The sequence below is a fragment of the Streptomyces sp. NPDC002092 genome (genome assembly GCF_053593775.1).
In genome coordinates, this window is the sequence record NZ_JBSFDG010000010.1 from 310,113 (window position 1) to 336,503 (window position 26,391).

Annotated in this window: 23 protein-coding genes and 1 pseudogene; 10 read left to right on the forward strand and 14 right to left on the reverse strand. The window is 70.7% G+C overall.

Annotated features, from left to right (window positions below; translation table 11 throughout):
* The first annotated feature begins 379 nt into the window (after positions 1-379).
* A complete protein-coding gene (locus ACWCRD_RS24590; RefSeq protein ID WP_450967922.1) occupies positions 380-1,330 on the forward strand; it encodes an ABC transporter substrate-binding protein in 951 nt (316 codons plus the stop codon).
* Positions 1,331-1,422: 92 nt separating this feature from the next.
* On the opposite strand, the gene ACWCRD_RS24595 is transcribed toward ACWCRD_RS24590, so the two are convergent.
* The 5 genes from ACWCRD_RS24595 to ACWCRD_RS24615 form a co-directional block, all read right to left on the reverse strand.
* Positions 1,423-2,019: a GTP-binding protein gene (locus tag ACWCRD_RS24595; protein ID WP_450967923.1), complete on the reverse strand. Its 597-nt coding sequence runs from the start codon at positions 2,017-2,019 to the stop codon at positions 1,423-1,425.
* The gene (locus tag ACWCRD_RS24600) at positions 2,003-2,341 is read right to left on the reverse strand and encodes a DUF742 domain-containing protein (RefSeq protein ID WP_450967924.1); all 339 of its coding nucleotides are present in this window, start codon (positions 2,339-2,341) and stop codon (positions 2,003-2,005) included. Before ACWCRD_RS24600 ends, ACWCRD_RS24595 begins: the two co-directional genes overlap by 17 nt.
* Before the next feature lie 14 nt (positions 2,342-2,355).
* A complete protein-coding gene (locus ACWCRD_RS24605) occupies positions 2,356-2,784 on the reverse strand; it encodes a roadblock/LC7 domain-containing protein (protein ID WP_115909039.1) in 429 nt (142 codons plus the stop codon).
* Complete coding sequence (locus ACWCRD_RS24610; protein ID WP_450967925.1) at positions 2,781-5,084, reverse strand: sensor histidine kinase; 2,304 nt, start codon at positions 5,082-5,084, stop codon at positions 2,781-2,783. The genes ACWCRD_RS24605 and ACWCRD_RS24610 overlap by 4 nt, the downstream gene beginning before the upstream one ends.
* A 187-nt stretch (positions 5,085-5,271) precedes the next feature.
* The gene (locus ACWCRD_RS24615; RefSeq protein ID WP_450967926.1) at positions 5,272-6,447 is read right to left on the reverse strand and encodes a DUF5685 family protein; all 1,176 of its coding nucleotides are present in this window, start codon (positions 6,445-6,447) and stop codon (positions 5,272-5,274) included.
* Positions 6,448-6,768: 321 nt separating this feature from the next.
* Here ACWCRD_RS24615 and ACWCRD_RS24620 point away from each other — a divergent pair, with 321 nt between their 5' ends.
* Positions 6,769-7,209, forward strand: coding sequence for a cell division protein SepF (locus tag ACWCRD_RS24620; protein ID WP_115909036.1), 441 nt, complete (start codon positions 6,769-6,771; stop codon positions 7,207-7,209).
* 37 nt (positions 7,210-7,246) lie between these two features.
* On the opposite strand, the gene ACWCRD_RS24625 is transcribed toward ACWCRD_RS24620, so the two are convergent.
* Positions 7,247-8,437 (reverse strand): acyl-CoA dehydrogenase family protein, encoded by a 1,191-nt coding sequence (locus ACWCRD_RS24625; protein WP_450967927.1) that lies wholly within the window; start codon positions 8,435-8,437, stop codon positions 7,247-7,249.
* A gap of 181 nt (positions 8,438-8,618) precedes the next feature.
* Positions 8,619-10,220: an MFS transporter gene (locus ACWCRD_RS24630; protein WP_450967928.1), complete on the reverse strand. Its 1,602-nt coding sequence runs from the start codon at positions 10,218-10,220 to the stop codon at positions 8,619-8,621.
* A gap of 261 nt (positions 10,221-10,481) precedes the next feature.
* Here ACWCRD_RS24630 and ACWCRD_RS24635 point away from each other — a divergent pair, with 261 nt between their 5' ends.
* Both ACWCRD_RS24635 and ACWCRD_RS24640 read left to right on the forward strand, forming a co-directional pair.
* Positions 10,482-11,732, forward strand: coding sequence for a mannosyltransferase family protein (locus ACWCRD_RS24635; RefSeq protein WP_450967929.1), 1,251 nt, complete (start codon positions 10,482-10,484; stop codon positions 11,730-11,732).
* A 238-nt stretch (positions 11,733-11,970) separates the two neighbouring features.
* Positions 11,971-12,981, forward strand: coding sequence for a phosphatase PAP2 family protein (locus ACWCRD_RS24640; protein WP_450967930.1), 1,011 nt, complete (start codon positions 11,971-11,973; stop codon positions 12,979-12,981).
* Positions 12,982-13,081: 100 nt separating this feature from the next.
* On the opposite strand, the gene ACWCRD_RS24645 is transcribed toward ACWCRD_RS24640, so the two are convergent.
* The gene (locus ACWCRD_RS24645; protein WP_099927802.1) at positions 13,082-13,297 is read right to left on the reverse strand and encodes an I78 family peptidase inhibitor; all 216 of its coding nucleotides are present in this window, start codon (positions 13,295-13,297) and stop codon (positions 13,082-13,084) included.
* A gap of 461 nt (positions 13,298-13,758) precedes the next feature.
* Here ACWCRD_RS24645 and ctaD point away from each other — a divergent pair.
* A pseudogene (gene ctaD / locus ACWCRD_RS24650) lies at positions 13,759-15,327 on the forward strand (aa3-type cytochrome oxidase subunit I); the annotation flags it as partial.
* Here ctaD and ACWCRD_RS24655 read toward each other — a convergent pair.
* The 4 genes from ACWCRD_RS24655 to ACWCRD_RS24670 all read right to left on the reverse strand — a co-directional run bounded on the left by ACWCRD_RS24655 (position 15,326) and on the right by ACWCRD_RS24670 (position 19,192).
* Positions 15,326-16,369: a helix-turn-helix transcriptional regulator gene (locus tag ACWCRD_RS24655; protein WP_450967931.1), complete on the reverse strand. Its 1,044-nt coding sequence runs from the start codon at positions 16,367-16,369 to the stop codon at positions 15,326-15,328. The pseudogene ctaD and the gene ACWCRD_RS24655 overlap by 2 nt on opposite strands.
* Positions 16,370-16,407: 38 nt before the next feature.
* On the reverse strand, positions 16,408-17,238 hold the full coding sequence (locus ACWCRD_RS24660; RefSeq protein ID WP_450967932.1) for a hypothetical protein: 831 nt from the start codon (positions 17,236-17,238) through the stop codon (positions 16,408-16,410).
* Between the two features lie 108 nt (positions 17,239-17,346).
* A complete protein-coding gene (locus tag ACWCRD_RS24665; protein WP_450967933.1) occupies positions 17,347-18,648 on the reverse strand; it encodes an ABC transporter substrate-binding protein in 1,302 nt (433 codons plus the stop codon).
* A complete protein-coding gene (locus tag ACWCRD_RS24670; RefSeq protein WP_450967934.1) occupies positions 18,617-19,192 on the reverse strand; it encodes a hypothetical protein in 576 nt (191 codons plus the stop codon). Before ACWCRD_RS24670 ends, ACWCRD_RS24665 begins: the two co-directional genes overlap by 32 nt.
* A 134-nt stretch (positions 19,193-19,326) precedes the next feature.
* Between ACWCRD_RS24670 and ACWCRD_RS24675 the strand changes: the two genes are divergently transcribed.
* The 3 genes from ACWCRD_RS24675 to ACWCRD_RS24685 are packed head-to-tail and all read left to right on the forward strand — an operon-like array spanning position 19,327 to position 23,265.
* Positions 19,327-19,803, forward strand: coding sequence for a hypothetical protein (locus tag ACWCRD_RS24675; RefSeq protein ID WP_450967935.1), 477 nt, complete (start codon positions 19,327-19,329; stop codon positions 19,801-19,803).
* Positions 19,804-19,813: 10 nt separating this feature from the next.
* The gene (locus ACWCRD_RS24680; RefSeq protein ID WP_450967936.1) at positions 19,814-22,552 is read left to right on the forward strand and encodes an ABC transporter permease subunit; all 2,739 of its coding nucleotides are present in this window, start codon (positions 19,814-19,816) and stop codon (positions 22,550-22,552) included.
* Positions 22,549-23,265, forward strand: coding sequence for an ATP-binding cassette domain-containing protein (locus ACWCRD_RS24685; protein ID WP_450967937.1), 717 nt, complete (start codon positions 22,549-22,551; stop codon positions 23,263-23,265). The genes ACWCRD_RS24680 and ACWCRD_RS24685 overlap by 4 nt, the downstream gene beginning before the upstream one ends.
* Here ACWCRD_RS24685 and ACWCRD_RS24690 read toward each other — a convergent pair.
* Together ACWCRD_RS24690 and ACWCRD_RS24695 are read right to left on the reverse strand one after the other, a co-directional pair.
* Complete coding sequence (locus ACWCRD_RS24690; RefSeq protein WP_450967938.1) at positions 23,159-23,815, reverse strand: transglycosylase family protein; 657 nt, start codon at positions 23,813-23,815, stop codon at positions 23,159-23,161. The two genes, ACWCRD_RS24685 and ACWCRD_RS24690, sit on opposite strands and share 107 nt — an antisense overlap.
* 111 nt (positions 23,816-23,926) lie before the next feature.
* On the reverse strand, positions 23,927-24,583 hold the full coding sequence (locus tag ACWCRD_RS24695; RefSeq protein ID WP_450967939.1) for a transglycosylase family protein: 657 nt from the start codon (positions 24,581-24,583) through the stop codon (positions 23,927-23,929).
* Positions 24,584-25,095: 512 nt separating this feature from the next.
* Here ACWCRD_RS24695 and ACWCRD_RS24700 point away from each other — a divergent pair.
* Together ACWCRD_RS24700 and ACWCRD_RS24705 are read left to right on the forward strand one after the other, a co-directional pair.
* Entirely contained in the window at positions 25,096-25,878 is a 783-nt protein-coding gene (locus tag ACWCRD_RS24700) for a hypothetical protein (protein WP_344404128.1), read from the forward strand.
* 61 nt (positions 25,879-25,939) lie between these two features.
* Entirely contained in the window at positions 25,940-26,290 is a 351-nt protein-coding gene (locus ACWCRD_RS24705; protein WP_450967940.1) for a hypothetical protein, read from the forward strand.
* The last annotated feature ends 101 nt before the right edge of the window (positions 26,291-26,391 follow it).

Sequence of the window (26,391 nt, forward strand, 5' to 3'; positions counted from 1 at the left end):
GTGGATGCCTTCACACGGGCGCGCCGGGCCGGGCACAGCGACAGCGCGATACGGCCGAGCCCCTCAGCAGGGCCGTCCATCGACTGTACGGGGCCGTTTCCCCTCACTGTCAAGGCTGTCCGGTATGTGAGCGGCACGTCTCAAGTCGGTTGACGCAGAACCGGATGCCTGTTCCACTTGGCCCATGCATCCACAGCAGTGGCTGGTCACGCGCTCCCACATCGACTTCGGTCGAGTGTGGTCCTGTTCCTGTTGAGCCGACCCCACTGCGCGCCCTGACCGGGCGTTCTCAGCGTTCTCCCTCTTCGCCTTCACACGCGCACGCACCCCTCCCCTCGCGCTCTTTTCACTCCTTCCTGCATCCAGGAGACCGCACACGATGCGCACGTTCACGCGTCCCCGTAGAACCCTCTTTGCACCTTTCGCCCTGATTACCTCGGCCACTGTGCTGCTCACCGCTTGCGGCTCCGGTGCGGACGGCTCGACCGACGCCGCGGGCACCTCGGCGAAGGCCGGCAAGGTGCCCACCACGGACGTGGTCTCCGCCGTCCACAAGGACGAGGCGTCGGCAAAGCTCCTGCCGTCGGGCACGACAAGCCTCACCGTCGCGTTCAGCGTCGGCGGCACCCCGCCCGGCACCACCTACCTGGACGACGGCAAAACCCTGACCGGCCAGGACGTCGACTTCGCCCACGCGGTCGCCAACGTGCTCGGCATCAGGCTCAAGTCGGAACAAGCCGCCTTCGAGGCGATCCTGCCGGCCCTCGACAGCGGCAAGTACGACTTCGGCGCGAGCAACTTCGGCGTCACGGACGAACGCCGCAAGACCATCGACTTCGTCACCTACATCAACGACGGCCAGGGTTTCGCCACCCGCAAGGACAGCAAGCTCTCCAAGGTCACGGACCTGAAGCAGCTGTGCGGACTGAACGTCGCGACCGGCGCCGGCACCACCTTCGAGGCCACGCTGGCGGAGAACAAGAAACTCTGCACGGCCGCCGGCAAGAAGCCGTACAACGTGCAGACCTACAACGACACCGGCGCCATCTGGTCCTCCCTCCAGCAGGGCCGCAGCGACGTGGTGATGTCCACCATCAACGGCCTCCGCTACGCGGTGGCCCGGCAACAGGGCGTGAAGTTCCTCAACGAGTACCACCGCCTGGACGTGGGCTTCGCCTTCAAGAAGGACACGAAGCTGGCCCCGGCCTTCCAGTCGGCGGTGAACAAGCTGATAGCAGACGGCACGTACGAAAAGATCCTGAAGAAGTGGGGTACGACGGGTTCGGCGATCGAGAAGTCGCAGGTCTCCCCGCCGGAACCAAAAAGCTAGGGGTTTCACCCGCGCCCCTTCAGGGGCGCGGGGCTGTTTCGATTTGCGGCTCCGCCGCGTGGGCGCGAGCAACCACACACAACGGGCAGCCGCTAACGCACCATCGCCACCCGCCTCTTGGGCGCAGCCCGAACCCCGATCACCCGGTCCATCAACGCCCCCAGAACATCCCGCACAGACCCCCGCTCCCGAGCGTCACACTCCAGCACCGGCACATCGGCCCCCAGGCCAAGCGCCTCCCGCACCTCCTCCAGTTCGAACCGCTCCGCCCCGTCGAACCGATTCACCGCGAGGACGAACGGCTGCCCCTGCGACTCGAAGTAGTCGACGGCCGGAAAACACTCCTCGATGCGCCGGGTGTCCGCGAGGACGACCGTCCCCAGGGCCCCCTCCACCAGGTCGTCCCACAGGAACGAGAACCGGTCCTGTCCGGGCGTCCCGAACAGATAGAGCGCGATCGTCGGATCAAGAGTGATCCGCCCGAAATCCAGCGCCACGGTCGTGGTCGTCTTCGACTCGACCCCGTCGAGCGAATCGACCCCCACGGAAACCTGCGTCATCGCGGCCTCCGTGTCCAGCGGTTCGATTTCCGAAATCGCCCCGATGAACGTGGTCTTGCCGACGCCGAGTCCGCCGCTCACCACGATCTTCACGGCGAGCGGCACGATCCTGTCAGAGCGCCCGGACATGGTCCCTGATCCTTTCGAGCATCTGGAGCGGCAGCTCCTCGGGTTCCCGGCAGTCGAGCCGGCCGGCGACGACGAGGTCGGACACGAGCACCTTGGCGACGCCCAGCGGGATGCCGACCCGCGACGCCACCTCGGCGACCGTCGTCGGCTGCTGGCACACCGCGACGATGTGCCGCCGCTCGAACGTGAGCGACTCGTCGGGCTCGCCGACGGCGACGACCAGCGTCTCCAGCCGCAGGTCGGCCTGGAGCGGCTCGGCCCGGCCGCCGGTGATGATGAACGGCCGGACGAACGTCGCGTCCTCAACAGGCTCTACGTCCATGGGCTCTTCGCCGTTCACCGCGGCAACGCCTGCCGCAGATCGGCGATGAGCGTCGGCGTGAGCAGATCGCCCGCCCGTTCCGCGAGGACCGCCATCTCGTAGCCGACGAGCCCCAGTTCACCGCTGCTGTCGGCCAGCACACCCAGACAGCTGCCGTCGCGGATCGCGGAGACGAGCAGGAAACCCCGGCCCATCTCGATCATGATGAGTTTGACCCCGTCGAAGCCGTACCGCTTGGAGGCGCTGCGCGCCAGGCTGCTGAGCCCCGAGACGATCGCGGAGAGATGGTCGGCCTCGGTCCGCCCCAGCCCGTCGGACACGGCGATCAGCAGCCCGTCGGAGGAGACGGCGACCGCGTCCCGTACCCCGTCGGTGCTCTTGACGAAGTTGGCGAGCAGCCAGTTGAAGGTCTGCGAGTCCTTGTGGGCGTCGACGGCGGTCACTTGGCGTCACCCTCATTCTGCTCGGCGCCCTTGTGGTCGTCCTTGTCGCTCTCCTTCGCCTTCTGCTTCTCCGCGCTGATCACGCCCCGCATATGGGCGCTGCGCAGAGTGGAGAGCATCCCGGAGATCTCCTCGGGGCTGCGGTCGGGCGTGGGCTCGGTGGGGGCCGGGCGCTCGGGGCGGTCGGTCTCGCTGACGGCGTCGGAGATGGCGCTGCGCTGCGGGCGCTTGACGAGCCCGTTGCGGGTCCGCGCGGCGGAGGTGCCCTTGCCGCCCGCGGCCTTGTCACCGGTTTTCTCGGCGGGTTTCGCCTCTGCCTGAACCGTCACCAGATCCCCGGGGGGAACGTCCACGTCCTTCTCCTTCCGGGGAGCGGGCAGCACCGGCTTGTCGGCGGCCTTGCCCTGCGGAGCCTCCGTGAGCAGCTGCAACGGAATCAGCACCCGGGCGACCACTCCGGCCGCCGGCGCCTCGCCGAGCCGTACCTCGATCCCGCACTTGCGGGCGAGGGCGCCGACCACGAAGTGGCCGAGGAACCGAGTGGGTTCCGCCATGAAGCTGGCCGTGCCGGACAGCCGTACGTTCGCCTCGGCGAGCGCCTGGGTGTCCATGCCGAGCCCGTTGTCGACGATCGCGACGAGATAGCCGGCGCTGGTGCGCCGGCCCTCGATCTCCACGGCGGAGTCCGGCGGCGAGTAGCTCAGCGCGTTCTCGACCAACTCGGCGAGCAGATGGGCGACTTCGGCGACGACGGCGCCGCTGATGTGTGCGGGTTCGATCCGGCGCAGGGTGACGCGGCGGTACTCCTCGACCTCGGCGAGCGAGGCGCGCAGCACGTCGGTGACGGCCAACGGGGTGGCCCAGGGGCGGGGGCTGGACTCCCCGGCGAGCACGAGGAGGCTTTCGGCGTTGCGGCGCATCCGGGTGGCGAGGTGGTCCAGTTCGAAGAGGTTGGCGAGGGTGGCCGGGTCGGCGTCCTCGTGCTCCAGCTTGTTGATGAAGCTGATCTGTCGGCGCACCAGGTTCTGGTTGCGACGGCCGAGACTGACCAGTGAGTCGGTGGCGTTGCGGCGCAGCACGGCCTGTTCGGTGGCGAGGTCGAAGGCGGCCCGCTGGACGCGGTCGAACGCCTCGGCGACCTCCCGGACCTCGGCGCCCGCCCTGCGGCTCACCGCGAGCGGGGCGGGTGGCTCGGGGCTCTCCCCCGAGTCCGCGTCCTGTACGGCGGCGACGGCGCGCGGCAGTCGCTCGCCCGCCACCTCACGGGCCTGCTGGGCGAGTTCGGCGAGCGGCGCGGACACGGACCGTACGCAGTCGAGGGCGAGCGCGCCGAGTGCGGCGACGGTACCGAGCGCGAGCAGCACGAACAGCAGCAGGTCGCGCTGGGCGGTGCTCTCCAGGGCGGCGGCTCGGTGCTCGACGTCGGCGCCGAGCGAGATCTGCACGGCCCGCAGCCCGTTGATGGTCGAGGTGGTGGTGTTCCACCAGTCCATGGGCGGGAGGCCGGACGTGCTCAGCTTGGAGCCGCCGTGCACGGCGACGCTCTCGTATGCCAGCATGCGCTCCGCGTCCGGAGTGGTCAGGGCCTCGTTCAGACGCTGTTCCTGGTCGGCGGTCGCCGTGCGCGGGAAGGCGGCGAGGGCGGCCTGGCGACCGGCCCGGATCTGCATGAAGCGGCTGTAGTCGTCGCCGCGGAAGCGGCCGCCGGAGGCGCGCACCGAGCCGAGCACGATGGCACGCTCCTCGCCGGTGAACTCCTTGGCGTTGCCGAGGACCTGGAGCGCCTGGTAGGCATCGCGCAGGGTGCCGTCGCGCACCGCGTCGAGGCCGAGGTCGAGCCGGTCGAGGACGGTGATCGTGGTGGTGAAGTAGTTGAACGTGTCCTTCACGACGCCGGTCCCGTCGTCGGCGTCCCTGCGGATGCCGACCAGGCCGTCGAGCCGCCCGAGGGACTCGCGCACGGAGTCGGCGGCCCCGTCGTCGCGCCCCTTCAGCGCCTTGTCGAGCGCTGCGCGTGCGGTGTCGGTGGCCTTGCGCTGGGCCGGCAGTTTGGCCTTGAACTGCCCGACTCCGCCCACGTATCCGGTGGTGAGTCCGCGCTCCTTCTGCAGCTCGTGGACCAGGCCCTGGAGGGTGATCTCCAGTCGTGCGTTCTTGTCGGTGGCCGATGCGTTGCGGTAGGCGGAGATCTGCTCGGCGGCCGCGGCGCCGAGCAGCGTCAGCAGGACCGCGAGGGCGAGGATCAGGATCCGCAGCAGCCTGGTGCGAATGGTGGTGGTCGCTTTTGCTGTGACGTCCACTGAAGTGCCTTATGTGGGTGGCGAGTTGGGACAGGGACAGAAATGGTTCTGCTTCCGCCCAACGACCTCACGGGGCACCGGTCACCAGATCATCTTCTTCTTTTACGTTGCGGACACAGGATCTTCGGGAAGCGCCAGGTGGCCGCTTGGCGCGGCGCATTCCGTATACGACACCTGCGGTAGCGAATCAGCAATCACAACCGCAGTCGCAGCAGTCGCAGCAGTCGCACCCGTCACAGCAGTCGCCGCAGCCATTGCAGCCGTCACAGCAATCGCAGCAGTCGTCGCAGTCGTTGCACAGGCCCTCCTTGCGCTCACGGCTCCACGGGTCCTCGTACTCACCGCAGCACAGCTGGCACGTACAGGCCAGCCCGGCCCACACCGCACAGCCCGCGAGCAGCCCACGCCGTTCACGCCGGGGCGGCTGGGGCGGCAGAAACGGCCCACCGGGGCCGCCGGGTGGCGCATACGGCCCCGACAGCGAAGGCGCCGACCCGTGCGCGCAGGAGGCGGTGCCGAAGGCGCGGTCGACGGAGGTGCGCAGTTCGTGCACGAGCAGCCGGTGGGCGAGCCCGCTGTCCACGAAGTCCACCTCGCGCAGCGCCAGCCGGATCCCGTGCACGGCGTCGTCGGCGAGCCGCCGGGCCTCGGTGAGCGGGGTTCCGGTGGCGGTGAGCGGGTTCCAGGCACCCGACGCGGCGTCGGTTTCCCTGTCCTCCACCGCGTCCAGGAGATGCGCGAGCCGCCCGAACAGCCGCCCGGCCTCGGCGAGCGGCTCGGCGTTGCCCGGCCGTCCGGCCAGGACCGCGGTGTGCGCGAAGGCCGCCGCGGTCGCCGTCTCGGTGGGTTCGGTGACGGTCAGAACCGGTGTCCCGGGCCCGGCGAGCGCCTCGATGCCGGTCTGCCGGTCCACGGCGTCCACGAGCACCGCGGTGTCGAACCCGACGGCGGATCCGGTACGGGCCCCCGCCGCGTCCCAGTTCGAGGCCACCCGGCGCGCGGCGAGCGCCACCGGTTTCCGTGCCAGCAGCCCGTCCCCGTCGGCGAGGTGGTCCCGGACCTTGGCCGAGGCGAGCACCAGCGACACCGCGGCCGCGAGCCGCGCCCCTTCCCCCTGCGCGACGGTCGCGGTGCGCATCCCGCGCAGCGGACAAGGCCCCGCCGTGCGCCGCAACCCGGCGGCCTGCGCGGCCTGAGCCTCCGTCAGAACGGATATGAGCAGCCCGTCGTAGTTGGTCACGACTCGTGCGAACTGACCGTGGTCCTTGCGCAGTGCGAGACACAGTCCGCACAAATGGGCAACCCATTGGGACTTGAGGTTCTCACCGAGCCGATGCCGACAAGGCCTGACGATTCCGAACACGACGATTCCCCCGTGGCTCGTGTGACTTCCGGTGCTGGTGCTGCTTCTGATACGGCGTTGAGCTGCCGCATCGTACCGACCACCGCGTTCACCCGTACGCAGTGCCCGTCACCCGTACGCCGTGAAGAATCATATTTCACTCACAGTCAGCATCCGTGTACAGCACGACCCTTGGGAAACGCGGGCTCTCGACGGATTCGCTCTGCACCAGTACCGTCACAAACCCCCCGCGCGGCGTCTATCCACTTGGCGCGCCAACCGCATCATGGATGACCATAGGGATGCGGAAAGCAAGAAGGACCGCTGTGAGAGGAGGCGTCCATGGGATCGGTACGCAAGGCGAGTGCCTGGCTTGGCCTCGTTGACGACAACGATGACGAGCGTTACTACGACGACGACTACTCCGAAGGGACCGAGCAGCCCGGGGATGCCTGGGTCACCGACCCGCGGGTCAAGGTGGCCTCGGACACCGCCGAGGAGAAGGGCCGCCGTATCGGCACGGTGACCCCGGACAGCTTCCGGGACGCCCGCGCCATCGGGGAGCTGTTCCGCGAGGGTGTCCCGGTGATCGTGAACCTCACCGCCATGGAGGCGTCCGACGCCAAGCGCGTCGTCGACTTCGCGGCGGGGCTCATCTTCGGTCTGCGCGGTTCGATCGACCGCGTCTCCAACCGCGTTTTCCTGCTCACCCCCGCCGACACGGAAATCATCAGCGGGGAGCCGGCCTCGCACCGTTCGGACGGTTTCTTCAACCAGAGCTGAGGCAGGGCCGCTCACCGGCCCTGCCCCCGCGCAGGGTTCACCGGAAGGCGTCGAGTCCGGTGAGCGCCTTGCCCAGTACGAGCTGGTGCATCTCGACGGTGCCTTCATAGGTCAGCACCGACTCGAGGTTGGTGGCGTGCCGCATGACGGGGTATTCGAGCGAGATCCCGTTGGCACCGAGGATCGTCCGTGCCGTGCGGCAGATCTCAATGGCCTCTCGTACGTTGTTGAGCTTGCCGAAGCTGACCTGCTCGGGACGCAGGCGGCCGGCATCCATGCGCCGCCCGAGATGGTGGGCGAGCAGAATCCCCTTGTGCAGTTCGACCGCCATGTCGGCGAGTTTGGCCTGGGTGAGCTGGAAGCCCCCGATGGGCCGCCCGAACTGCTCCCGTGACTTCGCATAGTCGACGGCGGCCTCGAAACAGCTGCGGGCCGCACCCATGGCACCCCAGACGATCCCGTAGCGGGCGTGCGAGAGACAGCTGAGCGGCCCCTTGAGGCCGACGACCTCCGGCAGTACGGCATCGGCGGGCAGCCGTACCTCGTCGAGGACGAGTTCGCTGGTGACACTGGCCCGCAGGGACCACTTGTGCTTGATCTCCGGCGCGGAGAACCCGGGGCTGTCGGTGGGCACGACGAAGCCGTGGATCCCGTCCTCGGTCCGGGCCCACACCACGGCGACGGCCGCCACGGATCCGTTGGTGATCCACATCTTCCGCCCGTTGAGGACCCAGTCGTCGCCGTCCCGCTTGGCGTGCGTGCGCATCGAGGCGGGGTCGGACCCGTGGTCGGGCTCGGTCAGCCCGAAGCACCCGATGGCCTCACCGGCGGCCATGCGCGGCAGCCACTGCTGCTTCTGCTCCTCGCTGCCGAACCGGTGGATGGCGTACATCGCGAGGGACCCCTGCACGGAGACCAGCGACCGGATCCCGGAATCGGCGGCCTCCAGCTCCAGACAGGCAAGCCCGTACTGCACGGCACTGGCCCCCGCGCACCCGTACCCGCTGAGCGACATACCGAGGGCCCCGATCCCGCCGAGCTCGCGGGCAAGCTCCCGGATCTCCGGCAGCTCCCCCTTCTCGTACCAGTCGGCGACATGCGGCAGCACCCGGTCGGCGGCCCAGGCACGGACGGTGTCCCGGACGGCGAGGTCCTCCGGGTCGAGCAGATCATCGATGCCGAGCGGGTCGGCGGGATCGAAGGGAGGCAGCTTCGAGGACGCGGACATGGGACACCCTCCGGCACACGGCGAAAACTAGCAGCGCTAGTTACGATTTCCAGAGCGACGTTACGGTGCAGTGTCGCGCACGTCCAGTACAGCCGCGCCCCTCAGGGGCGCGGGGAACTGCGCGACCAGCCACAACAGTGCCGCAGACAGCTGACGACCCCGCGGCGGAGCCGCAAATCGGTCAGGCCGAGACCCGCGAGTCGGCAACTTCCCGAGGCGCCGGCAACTCCACAGCCGCCGCAGCCTCGCCGCAGTGCATGATCCGAGGCAACCGCAGCGCCATCACCGCACCCAGCAGCAAAAGAGCCGCGCTGACCAGCAGCGTCACATGCAGCCCGTGCACAAAGGAGTCCCGCGCGGCCCGCCGCAGAGCCACCCCCACGGGCCCGCCCAACTGCGCGGCAACCTGATACGCCTCGCCCAGCGAATGCGACGCAGAGGCCGAGGCCGACGAAGGAACCCCCGCAACGGACGCCAGTCCGGGCGTGTACGCGGCGTTCATCACGCTTCCGAGGAGCGCGATACCGATCCCCGCCCCCAGCTGGTACGAGGTCTCACCGATCGCCGCGGCCCCACCGGCCTGCTCCGGCGGAGCCTCGCTCAGCATCGACTCGTACGCCCCGAAGAGCGTGGTCTCCAGGCCGAAGCCCAGCAGCATGAACGCGGCCACCATCAGCCCCGCGTTGTCGGACCCGCCCATCACGGTCAGCAGCACCACGGCCCCGGCGGTCAGGCAGAACCCGAAGCTCACCATCCGGCGCGGGCCGAAGCGGCGCAGCATCCGTGCGCCCGCGAGCCCCGCCGCCATCGCCGCGAACGTCAGCGGCAGCAGTCGCAACCCCGTCTCCAGCGGCGACAGCCCCAGCACCAGCTGCAGATACTGCGCCGCGATCAGCTCGAGGCCGACCAGTGCGAGCATCGCCAGCACGATGCAGCCCACGGCGGTGCTGAAGGCGGGCCGCGCGAACATCCCGAGGTCCACCAGCGGATGCGTACGGCGCCGCTGCCGCCGTACGAAAAGGACCAGCAGGAGGGCGCCCACGACGAGCGGCGCCACGGTGAACAGACCCAGCTCGCCGCCGCCCAGCCGCTTGACGCCCAGCACCACGCCGAACAGCCCGGCGGCGGCCATCAGTGCGCCGACCACGTCCCAGGGGCCGTCACCGGCGCCCCGCGACTCGGGCAGCAGCAGCCGGCCCACCGGCAGGCTGACCAGCATCAGCGGGATGTTGACGAGGAAGACCGAACCCCACCAGAAGTGCTCCAGCAGAAAGCCGCCGAGGAGCGGCCCGACCGCCGCGCCGACCGCGGCGACCGCGCTCCAGATGCCGATCGCGAGGGCCCTCTCACGCCGGTCGGGGAAGACCTGGCGGAGGATCGAGAGCGTCGCGGGCATGATCATCGCGCCGCCGACGCCGAGCAGCGCCCGCGCGAGGATCAGCACCTGCGGGTCGTGGGCGAGGGCCGCGAGGCCGGAGGCGACGCCGAACAGGCCGTAGCCGAGCAGCAGGATCCTTCTGCGGCCCACCCGGTCGCCGAGCGTGCCGAAGAGGATCAGCAGCGAGGCGCAGACGAGGGGGTAGACGTCGACGATCCAGAGCAGTTCTATCGCGCCGGGCCTGAGGTCCTCGGTGACGGCGGGGACCGCCACGTGCAGCACGGTCGCGTCGACCGCGACCAGCAGCAGGCTCACGCAGAGGACGACGAGCACGACCCAGCGGTTGGCACCGGCCCCGGCCGCCCGACGGCGCAGCGCTGCGGCGGCCGTGGTCGTCCCGGACATGTACGTACCTCCCAGATGTTCCCTCGCGGTCGGCGGGCACACGGGGTGGGGACTCCCCGTGATCTCGGCCGGAGAGGAGCGGTGGTCTCCGGCCCGCGCAACGAAGGCGAGTGACACGTCAGCGTACGCGAGTTCGTGTAAAGGTCACGTGTCGGACCTCTCAGACTTCGCACGGACCGGTGTGGCGTACGCCACTCCCCCTCCTTCCGGGTCACGCCCCGCCGGGCCTTCCGGTTCCGTCGGCCGTCGATAATCGAGCCCGTGACCGACCTTGTGACACGCGTTGCGTCGCCGCGCGAGACGGCCCTGCGCCGTGCGGTCCCGGCCCTCCTCGGGTACGTGGCCGTGCGCGCCCTGAGCCTGCTCGTGCTGGCCCTGTGGAGCGCCGCGCGCGGCAAGAGCGCGTACACGCTGCTGACGGCCCGCTGGGACGCGCTCTGGTACACGAGGGTCGCCGAACTCGGTTACGGCTACGAGGTGCGGCTGCCCAATGGCGACGTGCACTCGAATCTCGCCTTCTTCCCGCTGCTGCCCTGGCTGGAGCGGGGCCTGGCGGCGGTGAGCCCGCTGTCGTACGCCGACGCCGGTTTCGTCGTCAGCCTGCTCGCCTCGCTCGCGGCGGCCTGGGGGATCTTCGCCGTCGTGGAACATGTGTACGACCGCCGGGCCGGGGTGTGCGCGGTGCTGCTGTGGGCGGTGCTGCCCGTCGGGATCGTGCAGTCGATGGCGTACAGCGAGTCGCTGTTCACGGCGCTCGCCTCCTGGTCGCTGTACGCGGTCCTGACCGGCCGCTGGCTCACGGCGGGCGCGCTGGCCGCGCTGGCGGGGCTGACCCGGCCGGTCGGGCTCGCCGTCGTCGCGGCGGTGTGGGCAGCCGGGACGGTCTCGTTCGTGCGAGAGCGGAGCGCGGCGGAGGCGCGCGCGGGCGAGTGCACTCCCGCGCCGCCCGGGGACGGCTCCACGCAGCGCGTCGTGTCATCCGGCGGCGCGCCGGGCGAACCGCGCGCCCCCGCGGCCGTACGACGCGCCCTGGCCATGCTCCTGGCCCCGCTGGGCGCCGTCGGCTACGTCCTGTGGGTCGGCCACCGCACCGGCAGAGGCCCGCTGGGCTATCTGGACGTCCAGGCGGGCTGGCGCAACGGCTTCGACGGCGGTCTGGCCTTCGCCCGCTTCGTCGCCGAAAAGTTCACGTCGTTCCCGTCGGCTCTCGCGGCCGCCGCGATCGTCCTCGGGGTCGGCCTTGTGGTGTGGCTCTACGTCGTCTGCGTACGGCAGCGCCAGCCGCTTCCGCTGCTGGTCTACGCGGGTGTGGTCACGGCGCTCGCCCTGTGCGCGTCGAGCTACTTCGGCTCGAAACCGCGCCTGCTGCTGCCCGCCTTCCCGCTGCTGCTGCCCCTCGCGCTGGCCCTGTCCCGGCTGCGTACGTCCCGGTCGGCACTGGTGGTGGGCGGTGTCGCGGTGGCATCGGCCGTGTACGGAGCGTTCTGGCTGAACGGCTCCGGTCCCCCATGATCGACTCGCGGGGGCCGGTGAGCGCCCGGGTAAATCAGCCCCAGCATTCGGTGAACGAATTCATAAGTCCCATAAAACTGGTTCGCGGAATGATCAAAGGAATTGAAGGGAGCGGCCGCCGGACTTTGCGGATTCCTTGGAAATAAACCCACCGCTGAGAGGAATCCCACATCACATCGTCATCACAAAGCAGCTGAAGAGACGGAGAACTTACCTCACTCGCTGTAACGTCGATTGGGTGCGTACCGAACGAAACCTCACCCGTCTGGACCGGGTGTTCGCCAGACTGGACCGGGAGCCGGAACGACCGGCCAACCTCGATGTGCCGAGGATGAGCCGGCACCGGGTCGCGTTGCTGACCGGGACCCTGGCCTTCTACCTGGCGATCGTGTATCTCGTCGTGACCACGTCGTGGCTGGTCCGCTTCGACTGGCAGGTCATGTTCTTCCGGCCGTACCAGCAGTGGCAGGGCATCCACTGGTTCGTCGACTACTACGTCGTGCTCGGCCAGCGCGGCCCGACCGCGGTGATGGTCGCGGCCTGGCTGGGCTGGCGCTCCTGGCGGCAGCACACCCTGCGCCCGCTGCTGACACTGGGCGCCTCGCTGCTGCTGCTGAACATCACGGTGGGCGCCGCCAAGTACGGCATGGGCCGCCTCGGACCGCACTACGCGACCGTGATCGGCTCGAACGAGATGGGCAAGGGCGGCGATATATTCCCCAGCGGCCACACCGCCAACGCCGTGGTGACCTGGGGCATCCTGGCCTACCTCGCCTCCACCCCGAGGGCCCGCCGCTGGCTGTCCGCCCTCTCCGCACTGACCGCGCTGGGCGTGGGCATGGCCACCGTCTACCTCGGTACGCACTGGCTGAGCGATGTGCTCCTGGGCTGGGCCGCCGGCCTGCTGATCCTGCTGGCCCTGCCCTGGTGCGAGCCGCTGATCGCCAAGGCCGAGGTCGCCCTCTTCGACCTGCGCGACCGCTGGCGGGCCCGCAAGGGTGCCACCGCGCCGGCCGCCCCCGTGGGCGCTCCGGTGCTGCTCAAGCCGCGTACGACCGCGCAGGACGAGGCCGCCGCACGCGAGACGGTCGGCTCCGGGACCCGCTCGGCCCGGGCGCCCGTCTATCTGGCCCCGGGCCCGCACACGGCACGCTCGGAGCGCACACCGGTCACTCCGGCCGGCAGCCGCCGCCCACCGCACGCGGACCGCATCCCGCGCGGCGCCACGACCTCCACGGCCCGCCCCTGACGGGCGGCTGAGGGCACACGACAGCGGGGCGGTACGCACATCCACCCCCGCACGGCGAAGGCCCCGGTTCCCGTTCGGGAACCGGGGCCTCGTCAATCTGTCAGCCCTTCCAGGCCCGCACCACCCGGCCGTCCTCCACCTCGAAGTTCAGCCGGCCCGTGCGGTACTCCATCGTGATGATCGCCCCCGGCGGCAGCGAGCGCACCGTGGACCAGCCGCGCTCCCGCGCGCGCCGCTCGGCGCCGGCCGCATCGAGGCCGACATACGCATCCGGACTGTCCTGGGGCTCCGCCTGCGGAGCGGGAATCGGTGCCATGCCGCCACGCTAGGCCCTGCCCCGCTGCCGGGGAAGGCGGGGCCGTCCCACAGGGCCCGCATCCCCCTCCGGTCACACTTCTGTCACAGGATCACGACACGTGTTTCGGCTCATGTGACATCAACTACTGCGCTGCGGGTGTCACACGTACGAGCGGTTCCGTACCTGTTCCGTAGGCCTTCCGCAGGCAATCGAACGTAATTCCCGCGTGTCGCCGCCGCTCTCCGAATAGCCCGTCGGAAAGTGCCGTGAGAACTGATCCCGGACTTCTTTCGGGTCCGATTCCCGGCGGGTCCATGAGAGCTGACACCGCGTAGAAAATGCACGGTTCCAGCACAGAACCCCCGCACGCCCCCTGTCGGAGCGCGCGACGGTGCGCGCATCATGACGTGAGCTCGCGGCCGGGGGTGACGCGGGCTTCAGCGGACCCGGGGCGCGACGAGCGAAGGGGCGAGCGAGCGATGGGGACCCAGACCGTGCAGGCGGCGGCGCAACCCGTGCCGACAAGTCAAGGCCGGGTGATCGTCGACTGGCTGACCACCACCGACCACAAGAAGATCGGGCATCTCTACCTGATCACCTCGTTCCTGTTCTTCCTGACCGGCGGGGTGATGGCGCTGCTGATGCGCGCCGAACTGGCCCGGCCGGGGCTGCAGATCATGGACAACAACCAGTTCAACCAGTTGTTCACCATGCACGGCACGATCATGCTGCTGCTCTTTGCGACGCCGATGTTCGCGGGCTTCGCCAACGAGCTGATGCCGCTGCAGATCGGCTCCCCCGACGTCGCCTTCCCGCGGCTGAACATGCTGTCGTACTGGTTCTTCCTGTTCGGCGGCCTGATCGTGCTCGGCTCGCTGCTCGTGCCCGGCGGTCCCGCCGCCTTCGGCTGGTTCGCCTATGCGCCGCTCAACAGCGCGGTGCGCTCCCCCGGAGTCGGGCCCGACCTGTGGATCATGGGGCTGGCGCTGGCGGGCTTCGGCACGATCCTCGGCGCGGTCAACTTCATCACCACCATCATCGGGATGCGCTGCCCCGGCATGACGATGTTCCGGATGCCGATCTTCACCTGGAACACGCTCTTCACCTCGATCCTCATCCTGATGGCGTTCCCGGTGCTCGCGGCCGCGCTGCTGTGTCTGGAGGCGGACCGGCGGTTCGGCGCGCAGGTCTTCGACGCGGCCAACGGCGGGGCGCTGCTGTGGCAGCACCTGTTCTGGTTCTTCGGCCATCCCGAGGTGTACATCATCGCGCTGCCGTTCTTCGGCATCGTCACGGAGATCCTCCCCGTCTTCAGCCGCAAGCCGCTCTTCGGCTATCTCACCCTCGTCGGCGCGACGATGGCGATCACCGGACTGTCGGTGGTGGTGTGGGCGCACCACATGTTCGTCACCGGCGCGGTGCTGCTGCCGTTCTTCTCCTTCATGACGTTCCTCATCGCCGTGCCCACCGGCGTGAAGTTCTTCAACTGGATCGGCACGATGATCAAGGGCTCGCTGTCCTTCGAGACGCCGATGCTGTGGGCGTGCGGCTTCCTGGTGACGTTCCTGTTCGGCGGTCTGACCGGGGTGATCCTGGCCTCGCCGCCGCTGGACTTCCATGTCTCGGACACCTACTTCGTCGTGGCGCACTTCCACTACGTGGTGTTCGGCACGGTCGTCTTCGCGATCTTCGGCGGCTTCTACTTCTGGTGGCCCAAGTTCACCGGCAAGATGCTCGACGAGCGGCTGGGCAAGATCCAGTTCTGGACGCTCTTCATCGGCTTCCACACCACGTTCCTGGTGCAGCACTGGCTGGGCGCGGAAGGCATGCCACGGCGGTACGCCGACTATCTCGCGGCGGACGGCTTCACGGCCCTCAACACCATCTCGACGATCGGCGCGTTCCTGCTCGGCATGTCGACGCTGCCGTTCCTCTACAACGTCTGGAAGACCGCCAAGTACGGCGAGAAGGTCGAGAGCGACGACCCCTGGGGCTACGGCCGCTCGCTGGAGTGGGCGACCTCGTGCCCGCCGCCGCGGCACAACTTCACGATCCTGCCGAAGATCCGTTCCGAGTCCCCGGCGTTCGACCTGCACCATCCCGAGTTCGCGGCGACGCCCGAGGAGCCTCTCGGAGAAGAGCGCGAGAAAGCCGGTCCCGGGCCGTCCTGATCGCCTCGGTGAGCTCGACGGGCTCCAGGACCTCGAAGTCGAAGCCCGTCATCATCACGTGGATCACCATGACGTCGAGGCTCGCCGCCCCGGTGCGCAGAATGCAGGCGTCGGGGCCGTCCGCCTCCAACTGCCCCGCCGAGGGCGAGATGCGCTCCGCCGCCTCTTCCAGGGGTGCGAGCAGCCGTACGACGGCATGTGAGGCGTACGCGCGCGTGGAGACGCCTTGCGAGACGTACGCGGCGAGGTCCTCGGCGGGCGGGGTGCGCGGCGCGAAGCGCGGGCCGTGCGGCGGCTTCGGCGTGATGCGGTCGACGCGGAACGTACGCCAGTCCGCGCGGCCGAGGTCCCAGGCGACCAGGTACCAGCGGCGCTCGGAGCACACCAGGCGGTGGGGTTCGACGGTCCGGCGGCTCGAAGCACCCCCGTGGTCGCTGTACTCGAAGCGCAGGCGTTCGCAGTCCCGGCAGAGGTTGGCCAGTTCGGTCAGGACGGCCGGGTCGACGGCGGAGGGCCGCGGGCCGCGCAGCATCGGCACGGTGAACGCGTTCAGGGCGCCCACCCGGCGGCGCAGCCGGTTCGGCAGCACCTGCTCCAGCTTGGCGAGGGCCCGTACGGAGGTCTCTCCGATGCCCTCGATGCCCTGTCCGGCGGCCGTGCGCAGCCCGACGGCGACGGCGACCGCCTCGTCGTCGTCCAGGAGCAGCGGCGGCAGCTCGGCGCCCGCGCCCAGCTGGTAGCCACCGCCGGTGCCGGGGCTGGCGTTGACGGGATAGCCCAGCTCGCGCAGCCGGTCCACGTCCCGGCGCACCGTGCGCGCGGTGACACCGAGACGGTCGGCGAGATCGGCGCCGGACCACTCGCGGTGGGCCTGGAGGAGCGAGAGCAGACGCAGCAGTCGTGCCGAGGTCTCCAACATGGCTCCGAGTCTGCCAGCCGTTGCGGACCGCTGCTGTCCTAAAGGGCAGTCCTAGGGGGTGGGTTCACCGCGGTGACGGACACCGACAGGTCGTTGTCTTGTGTGTAGTAAGGCCCGGCCTCCAAGGGGCCGTACGGCGCGTCCACGCGCACACGTGGATAGGTGAACACGGGCTTCTTGTCGGCCACGTCGTCGAGCAGCCGCGCGATCCGCACCGCCGGCCCCACCTCCCCCGCCGGCCGCAACCACAGGTCCCACCGGCCCGGCTCCAGAGCGCCGTAGACCACCTTGAAGCGGAACTCGGTGCGGTCGGCGAGGACTTCGGTCCGCCGCACCGGAACGGGCGCGTGCCGGCCGCGGAGCTCGGCATGGGCGTCCGGGCCGAGCTCGATGCCGTACACCCGCCCCGGCACCGTCAACACGCCCTGTCTGATGCGCAGTTCGCCCGCCTCGGCGTGCGGGGCGCGCAGCCAGCTGCGGACGGTGAGGTTGCCCTGCCGGGTCGCGTACGGGATGCGGACGGCGACGTGGCCGCCCGAGCCGCTGGGGGTACGGGCGGCGAGCGAGCGCAGATCGGTGACGCCGGGCGCCAGGCGGCGCGGCTCGCCGGCGTCCACGCGCGCGTAGGCGTCCCAGCGGCCTTCGGGGAGGGCGACGATGCTGGGCAGCGCGGCGCGCAGCCGCCCGTCCGCGGCGGGGGTCAGCGGCAGGTACACGTCGTCGTGGGTGTAGCGGCTGTCGCGGCGGCGCAGCACGAGCAGGGCCGTGGCCGTCTCCCCGACCGCGCGGACGTCGAAGGTCAGGCCGCCCGCGGAGTCGGCGATGCAGTCGGCGCGCAGCGGTGTGGACTGCGGAGCCACCGTCGTCATGCGGTACAGATCCCCTCTCGGCCTGTGCTTCTCGGTTAGACCCGCGAACAGGCGCTTTGGTTGCCCTTTACCCGGACCACGGTCGACCGGACCACGGCCGGCACCGGACTACGGCTGGTAGGAGAGCTGCGGCACGTCGAAGCAGTTGCCGTTCATGTCTCCCTGGGACACCCAGCCCCTGCCGTCCTGCCAGCGGGCCACCGACACACAGGCCCTGCGGTGCTTCGGCGGCTCGGCCAGCCGTTCGAAGACGACGGGAACCAGCAGCCCGCCCGCGGTGTAGTTCTCACTGCGGTTCATGAAGGCGTCGACGCACGCGCGCGTGATGCCCGTCCGTGCACAGGACTTCGCCGCGTCCGTGAACCACATGGCGGCCGCCCAGCCCTCCAACTGCCACTGTGAGTGCGTCTTCAGGGCCTTGGTGGCGTCCCGGAACCGCCGTACGGCCGCGTTGCCGGTGTCCTCGTAGTTCCGGCTGGAGCCGGTCGCCCAGAGGGCGTTACGGCAGCGCGGGGAGTCCGTGTAGTCGTCGGGGACGGTCGACGTCCAGTTCTGTACGTTGGTCACCTTCGCGATGACCTTGACGCCGACCTCGTCCATCGCCTTGCACAGCTGGGCGTTGCCGTGGGTGTCGATGGCGTCGAAGACCAGGTCGGCGCCCTGCTGCTTCAGATCGGCGGCGGCGGCACGGAAGTTGGGCAGCGCGAAGTCCACCTGTTCGGTGACCACCTTGTAGCCCTCGGCCTTCAGGCCCTGCTCGACGAGGCGGGCGTAGGCGGCGGACGCGGCCTGGTTGTAGGACACGACGGCGGCCGTGCGGGCGCCCTTCTCGCGCTTGAAGTAGCGGTAGACCTCCGTGCCGCCGTAGAGCTTTCCGTTCCAGCCGGGGGTGCCGTTCCTCGGGGCGAGGCTGCCGTAGATGCCGTAGAGGTGCGGCCAGGTGTCGTAGGCGGCGCCGATGGGCTGGCCGCCGATGTCGGGCACGCGCGCGTGGGAGACCCGGGAGGCGCCCGCGTAGTCCAGGGCGGTGGTGGCGACCAGGGCGACGACCTGGTCCTCGTCGACCAGCCGGTGCACACAGGTGTTGTTGCCGACGCCGCTGCCGCCGTCGTCGCACTCCCGCACCTCGACCGGGTGCCCGTCGATGCCCCCGAGCGCGTCGAGCCGGTCGAAGAAGGCCTTGGCGCCGTCGCGCGGGCCGGTGAAGGTGTTGCCGCCGACCGGGCTGGTGGCGCTGGTGATGATGCCGACGCGGACGGGCGTCCCGCCGGTGGGCGCGGGCGCGTTCGTGCGGCCGCCGTGCTCGAAGTCGCTCTCCGGCAGGCGACTGCCGCAGGCCGTGCCCAGCAGGAGCAGCAGCGCCGCGGCGGCCGCGTGCTCAGCAGCCGGGTGCCGGCGAGGCCGACGCATCGCCGCTCAGCTTGACCAGGGCGCACAGCGTGTTGACGGACACCTTCCAGGTGCCGCTCTGCTGGACCGAGGTCCCGGAGGCGCTCGGCAGGGCGGTCGCGCCGTTCAGGGTCAGGGTGTACGTCACGGTCGCCTGGGTCGGCGAGGTGAACTCGATCTTCTGGACCTTCGCCTGCACCTGCCCGCCGCGCTTGTCACCGCTGAAGGCCTTCAGGACAGGCGCCATCCGCTCGCCGTTCTCCAGGACCTTCTGCTTCTGGGCCAGGGGCGTCTTGGGGTCGAAGAAAGTCTGCCAGTTCCTGCTGATCTCCTGTTTGGCCGCCGCCGGGTCGGCGGGCGCGGTGGCCGGCGCGCTCGTCGTCTTCTCCACGGACGGAGTGGGGGGTGTGCTCTGGCTGCCCCCACCACTGTTGTCACTGCAGGCCGCGAGGACCGGGGCGAGAATGAGAACGAGGGCGGCTGCGAACGCCGTACCCCGTCCCGCCGCCCCTGGGCCGCGCCCCCTGCCTGCGTTCCTCCGCCTGAGGTCGCTCCCGAGAACCATCTGGCTCACCACCGGGTGTCGGTCCGGGCAAGGTGCGCCCGGTGCTTTCAGGGTCAGCTTCCAGGAGGCATAGTGCAAGCCATTGGCTGACATGGACAGGCACATGCACAGACTCGCGACTGTGGGAGCCAGCGATGCGGACAGGCCGACTGCGGACCGTGCACCCCGTCCTGTGGGCCGGCTGGGCCGCGCTCGCCGCGGGTGCGGTGCTGTGCGTCATCGGCTGGTACGGCATCTCCGGTGAGCGTTACGCCGAGCGTCAGCTGCCCTATCTCGCCTCCTGCACGGTCCCCGGCGCCGCGCTGATCATCGCCGGGTCGGTGCTGCTCACCCATGGGCGGGGCGCGCTCGCCGCCGCGCGTGTGGAGGAGCTCTACGGTCTCCTGGTCGCCGCCGAGTCCCCCGACGCCGACGAGTCCCGGCAAGCGGCCGCCCTGCCCCTCGCGGTCAGCGGTGACCTGCTGATGGTGCCGGGCGGCACGCTGTGGCACCGTGCGGACTGCCCGCTGGTCTCCGGGAAGGTGGAGGCCGTACCGGTCGACGCGAAACTGCTGCAGAGCGGCGAGCTGGGCCCGTGCCCGATCTGCGAACCCGCCGACGAGACCGACTGAAGTCCTCTCGATGTCCTCCTTGACGTACGACCTCACGCTCGCCGGCCTCTCCGTCGGCAGCGCGGCCGCGCTCACCGGGATCGGCCTGATCGTGACGTACCGCGCGACCGGCGTGCTCAACTTCGCGCACGGCGCGATCGCGATGGTGTGCGCGTATGTGCTGCGGCAGTGCGTGGTCGAGTGGGGCTGGCCGCTGTGGCTCGGGGCGACGGTGACGCTCGTCGTCCTGGCCCCGGCGATCGGCGTGGTCCTGGAGCGGTTCGTCTTCCGGCCGCTCGCCGTCCTGGGCAGCGACCCGGCGCAGACGCTCGTCGCGTCGATCGGGGTCTTCGTGCTGCTGGTCGGCGGGGCGGCGCTGGTGTGGGGGCAGGGCGCCCGGGACGATGCCCCCGAACTGGTCTCGGAGGACCCCTGGGGCCAGCTGGCCGTGGTGCTCGTGCTGGCCGTCGGCGTCGGAACGGTGATCCGCTGGACGCGGTTCGGGCGGGAGCTGCGGGCCGTGGTGGACGACCGGCAGCTCGCGGTGCTCGGCGGGATCGACGCGGACCGGGTGGCGGCGGCCGGCTGGGCGTTCGGTGCGTTCACGGCGGGCCTGACGGGGGCGCTGCTGGCGCCGTACGTGCGCCTGGACCCGTACGGCCTGCCGCTGCTCGTCATGGAGGTGGTGGCGGTCGCGGTGGCGGCGCGGATGCGGAACCTGCCGGTGGCCGTCGTCGTGGCGCTGGGCATCGGGATCGCGCAGAGCCAGTTGACGCGGCTGCATCCCGCCGGCTGGGGTGAACCTCTGCTGCAGGCGGTGGGCGCGAACCTGTTCGTGGTGGCGCTGCTGGTCGCGGCCCTGGTGCTGCCGCGGATCGGCACCCGCGACGCGCTTCCCCGGACGGCCACCGCGCGCGTGCCGACACCGCCGGGCGCATGGATAGTGGCCGTCGTCCTGTTCCTTCTCCCCCTGGGTTTCGCGGGCTCCGACCTGCACACCTCCGTCCAGGTGCCGGCGCTGGGCGTGGTCCTGCTGTCCCTGGTGGTCGTGACGGGCCGCGGCGGTCAGATCTCCCTCGGCCAGGCCGCGTACGCGGGCCTGGGTGCCCTGTTCACGGCCCTCCTCGCGGCGGGCCGTTTCCCGCTGCTGCCGCGCCTGCCCGAACTGGCCGCCCTGGCGGTGGCGGTCGTCCTGGTCGCTCCCCTGGGCCTGCTGACGGGCTGGCCGGCGATCGGCCGCCAGGGCCTCGCCCTCGCACTGGCGACGTTCGCGGTGGGCGTCGGCGTGAGCCGCTTCGTCTTCGCCCAGCCGTACGCCACCTCCGGCCTCGCCCTGGACCGCCCGGCGGGCTTCGACGGCGACCGCGCCTACTACGTCCTCGAACTGGCCCTGCTGGCAGTGGCGTTGCTGGCCACACGGGCACTGCGCCGAGGCCGCACGGGCCGGGCCCTGGCCGCCATGCGCGACCACGAGTCGGGCGCCTCGGCGGCCGGCGTCCAGGTCCCCTCGCTCAAGCTCCTGGCCTTCGTCTCGGGCGCCGCCCTGGCCGCGCTCGGCGGCGGCATGCTCGGCATGGGCCTGCGGGCCTTCGACCCGAGCACCTACGACCCGGTGCGCAGCCTGTTGTGGTTCGCCGCCGTCGTGGTACTGGGTGCCGACAGCACCCTGGGCGCCCTGGCCGCGGCCGCCCTCCTGGTGGGCCTGGACGCGGGCGCCCGCGGCGGCGTGGCGGCAGCACTGATCGGCGTACTGGCGGCACTCGTGGGCCGCTTCCCGGGCGGCCCGTACGAGGCCTTGCGCAGGGCGGCGGGAGCCCTGCGGCTACGGCGGGGGGCGAGGCTGACCCCGATGGGGCTACGTCTACGGGCGCGGCTGGGCGCCGCGGAACCGCGGCTGGCCCGGCGGCCTGCGGCCGGTACCGGCTCCCCGCGAAAACGTCCGGCAGCCGCCGACGGTGCTCAACCCCTACAAGGGCCACCCGCACCCGACAACGAAAGTGCCACGGGTGGTGCGGGTGGGACCCCGAACCCGGCCGAAGGCCAGGTGCACCCCCAAACACCCGCACCGACTCTCACAGCCCACACGCTCCACGCCCGCTACGGCGGCTTCCAAGCCCTCGACGGAGTCACCCTCACCGTCCCCCCGGGACAGATCACCGCCGTCGTCGGCCCCAACGGGGCAGGGAAAAGCACCCTGTTCCACTGCCTGGCAGGCACCCTTCACCCCACACACGGGCAAGTGCGCTTCGGCACGAGGGACATCACGCGCCTCGCGGCACACGCCCGCACCCGCCTCGGCATTGCGCGGACCTTCCAACAGCTGGCCGTCTTCCCGTCGTTGACGGTGGCCGAGAACATCCGCGTAGGCGCCGAACAGGGCCTGGTGAACGACCCGGGCGCCGTGGAGCGGACGCTGCGGCTGCTGGCGCTCGACGGCCCCGCACGGACCCTGCCCGCCGCGGACCTCCCCACCGGCACACTGCGCCGCGTGGAACTGGCCAGAGCCCTCGCGGGCAGCCCCCGCGTGCTGCTGCTCGACGAACCCGCCGCCGGCCTCGACAGCACCGAAGTCGCCGCCCTGGCACGGGTGCTGAAGGCCCTGGCGGCCGACGGCACCGCCCTCCTCGTGGTGGAGCACGACCTCGACCTGGTCGCCGACCTCGCGGACGTCGTGCATGTCATGACGGCGGGCCGCATCGTCGCCTCCGGCCCGCCCGGACACGTACTCGAAACCCTCGGCGCCCTCGGCACCGGGGAGGCGGGCCCATGACCATCTCCCTGCGCCACGCGCGCGTGCGGTACGGCCCCCTGGAGGCCCTGCACGGCGTCACCCTCGCCGCCCCCGGCCCCGGCCTCACCGTCCTGCTCGGCCGCAACGGATCCGGCCGTACGACCGCCCTGCGCGCGCTGGCCGGCCTCGTGCCGCTGTCGGGTGGCGCGGTGGTGTGGGACGGCGTGGACGTGAGCCGGATGCCTGCGTACGAGCGGGCCCGGCGGGGGCTGTGTCTGGTTCCCGAGCGGCAGGCCGTGTTCGCCTCCCTCACCGTGCAAGAGAACCTCGAACTGGCGTCCAAGGACCATGGCTTCGCCCTGGAGGCGTACCCGCAGCTGGAGCCGCTGCTCACGCGCCGCGCCGGCACCCTCTCCGGCGGCGAGCAGCGCATGCTGGCGCTCTCCCGCGCCCTGCTGGCACGCGCACGCGTGGTGCTCGTCGACGAGCCCGCGCAGGGGATGTCCCCCGCGGTCGCGGCCCGCACCTACGAGCTGCTGGGCGCCCTCGACGCCTGCGTCGTCATCGCCGAGCAGCGACTGCCGCCCGGGCTGCAGGACCGGAGGGGGGTCATCGTGTACGAACTGCGCCGCGGCACCGTCGCGTTCAGCGGAGAGGCGGGCGAACGGGAGCCTCGTCCTCGGACAGGGGCGGGCCGGCCGCCTCGAAGTCCTGGTACGGCTCCCGGGCGCGGGCCGAGCCCCGCGGGATGAGCAGCTGCGTACCGACGTTCAGCCGGTTGGGGTGCTCGCCGACCATGTCCCTGTTGGCCCGGTACAGCGACAGCCAGCCGCCGTCGATGCCGTATCTGTCCGCGATCGACACCAGCGTCTCGCCGGCGTGGACGGCGTGCACGCGCCCCTGGAGTCGGTAGCGCTGGGAGCAGGCCGGCCAGGTCTCCCATCCCTGGGCGGCCAGCACCTTCTCGGCCACGGCGATCTGCTCCTCGCGGCTGGCGAGATCCGCGCGCGGGGCGTACTTCAGCCCGCCGAAGTACTTCCAGGTGGACTGCCGGAACTGCAGGCCGCCGTAGAAGCCGTTCCCGGTGTTGATGTCCCACTGTCCGCCGCTCTCGCAGTCCGCGATGCAGCCCCAGGGCCAGTGGTCCTTGGCGCAGGCGTAGGCGTAGGCGTAGGAGAGGTGCACCGGAAGCGTTCCCGGCAGCGGTGGCGGTGGTGCCGCCTGCGCCGTGACGGGGACGAGGGCGCCGAACAGGGCGGCGGCCAGCGCGAGTGCGAACTGCGTACGGTGCATGCGGAACATCGGGCCACGGTAAGCAGTGGGCGGCCCGCGACCGCTCCGGCGCGTCCGATGGGCCGAAGGGCCCCACCCGGTCGGACGACCGGACGGAGCCCTTCGGTGAGGGGGAGCGGCTCAGAGGTCGAGCTGCTGCCCGGGCACGATCAGGTCGGGGTCGGAGCCGATGACGGCCTTGTTGGCGGCGTACAGCCGCTGCCAGGTGGTCCCGTGCCGGTCGGCGATCTTGCTCAGGGTGTCGCCCTCGCGGACGGTGTAGTCGCCGCGGGAGGCACCGCGCGCCGGGTGGCCCGTCGAACGTGCCGGCGTCTTCGACGGCTTCGACTTGGCGACCGGTTCCGACTTGGTGTCCGATGCGGACTCGGTGGCCCGTGAGCCGGAGGAGGCCGCGGGTGCGCTGCCGTACGCTCCGGCCCGTCCCGAACAGACCGGCCAGGCGCCCCAACCCTGGGCGTTCTGGACCTTGGTGGCCACGGAGATCTGCTGTTCCCTGGAGGCCCCGGCGGCCGTCGGCGCATAGGCCGTGCCACCGTACGCGCGCCAGGTGCCGGCGGAGAACTGCAGCCCGCCGTAGTAGCCGTTGCCGGTGTTGATGTGCCAGTTGCCGCCGCTCTCGCACTGGGCGATGCGGTCCCACACCCCGCCGTCCGCCGCCGCGGCGTTGCCGGTCGCGGCCAGCAGCCCGAGCGGGGCGAGCAGTGCCGCCCCGGCGAGGAGCGCCGTCGTACGGTTCCTGCGGACGTTGTCACGGCTGGTATCGGCACACTCGGACATGTAATTCCCTCTCGAAACACCCGGGCTCCCCCAAGGCGGGGCGCGCTCACGGCACATGGGCCGGTCGCCGCACTCCGCCCCGTCCGCCGGTGATCGCTTTTCTGCTGGTACTGCTGGCTGGTGCGGTCGGCGGACGTTCCCGAGCGGTGCTCGTTGCACACGGCGGAGGAATCTAAGGAGCCTGTCGGGGCGTCAGCAACCAACTGCTTGTCATTCCAGGCCAGTTCGCCGTTACCGCCGGTATCAGCAATGTCCGGCCACCCACTTAATTCGCTGATTTCCTGATTTGTCGACCATGAGGCCCGAGAGTCTGTGACTCACTTCACGCAACCAACTTCCTTGGATATCCAAGGACTTGACAGTGAGTGCCCGATTCCGCACCTTCGGTGACCCTGCGCGGTGGATGGTTCGACTCCGTTCGCCCTGAAGCGTGACTCCCGCCACAGATCGCCCGTTGTCTTCTTCATGAGCCCGGGACCCGCCCGGTTCACACTTCCCGAGGGGAGCCACCCGTGCCGCGCATGCTCGACGTCAGCGACGAGGTACGTGCCGAGATCGGCGACGAGGAAGCCGACCGGCTGCTCGCCGGAGAGAACGCCCCCGGCAGTTACGACTGCACCTCCTGCCGCACCCCGGGCGACTCCGAACAGGAGCGCACCAGCACCGTCCTGTTCGTCGGCGAGGAGACCGCCGTCCTCGCCTTCGCCCACGCCACCTGCCTGCCCTCGCAGGTCGTCCAGGTCACCGAGGAGCAGCTCCAGGGGGCCGTGCGCTCCATCTCCGGGGACACCGTGGACCTGGACCCCGACCAGGTCGTCCCCGAGCAGGCCGTGCTCGGCGTGACCAGCGGACTGGTCCTGATCGCCGGGGAGTTGCACCCGGCGCTGGTCGTCGAGCCGACCGGGCCCATCGTGCGGCCGGGCACGACCGGGCTCGGCGACGACTTCCTGCCGCTGCTGATCGAGCAGGGGTTCATGCCGCTCATGGAGCTGTCCGAGGTGCCGCCCGTGCTGCACGGCTGGTCGGTGCTGCTCGCCATGGGCCAGCTGCACGCCGTGCTGCAGCCCGGCACGAACGGCGGACAGCCGGTGGCGTGGTGGCAGGCGCACCAGCCGCTGCAGGTGACCGACGGCTGGCGGGCCGCCGCCAACAAGCACCAGCAGGTGCTCATGTTCGCCGCGCCGGTGGGGTCCATCGGGCGTCAGCCCCGGGAGGACCTGCTGCGGGACGCGCTCGACAAGGCGGCGGCCAACGGGAAGCTGGTCGGTGTCGCCATGCCGCTCGCGGGCACCTGAGATCACCCAAAGAGGCGGATATCAACCGCATCCCTTGAAGTTCGGGGTCGTTTGGACATACGTGCACGCATACGACATCCCCCGCCGCCAGTCGTTCCAGCCGATTCCCTCCGCCCGCTCGGCCCAGGACATTTCGGGCAGCCACTCGGCCACGCCCATCTACGACGCGCTCTGGTCCGAGTACGTCAAGTCCTTCCGCACGCTGCCGGGTGACCGCAGCGGCGAGGAAAACCTGGGGTTCGTCGCCTTCGGCAACATTCCGACCAGTTCGGAGACGCACGGAGGTCATCGGCCGGGATCGTTCAGCAGCTCGTACAGCGCCTACAGCGCCGGGGCCTACAGCGCCCGGCAGCAGACGCAGTGGCAGCGCTTGCCGGCCGCACTGCCACCAGGGCCGCGCGGCCATCGCTGACATATGGGGGTGGGGACGAGCGTGCACGCATCAGGTGCCGTGGTGGCCCGCCCGCTCGGCGCGCTCGCCCTGTCGTCGGTGCTGGGGATCAGGTCCGTGCG